The organism is Streptomyces tailanensis (assembly GCF_008386495.1).
Taxonomy (GTDB): Bacteria; Actinomycetota; Actinomycetes; order Streptomycetales; family Streptomycetaceae; genus Streptomyces; species Streptomyces tailanensis.
This window is the reverse complement of the sequence record NZ_VTHJ01000086.1, coordinates 1-263: the sequence shown is the minus strand read 5'-3', so window position 1 is coordinate 263 and position 263 is coordinate 1.

Genomic DNA, 263 nt, shown 5'->3' with positions numbered 1-263 from the left:
GCCCCTTTAAGGGGCGCGGGGAACTGCGCGACAAGCCCCCACCCACCCGCACCCGCCAACGAACCGACTGGACCGAGCTCTCAGGCGAAGCGGGGTCGAAGGGGCGCAGCCCCTGGATGGGGGTCCCACCGCTCGCGCGGAGCCGAGAGTGGGGGAGGGACGGGTAGGGGCGGCGGGGACGAATCCCCCATGGCCCCTAGACGAATGAGTCCGATGTCTGGGCTGGTGCGCGGGCATGAAGAGAGGGCGTTCAAGATCATGTT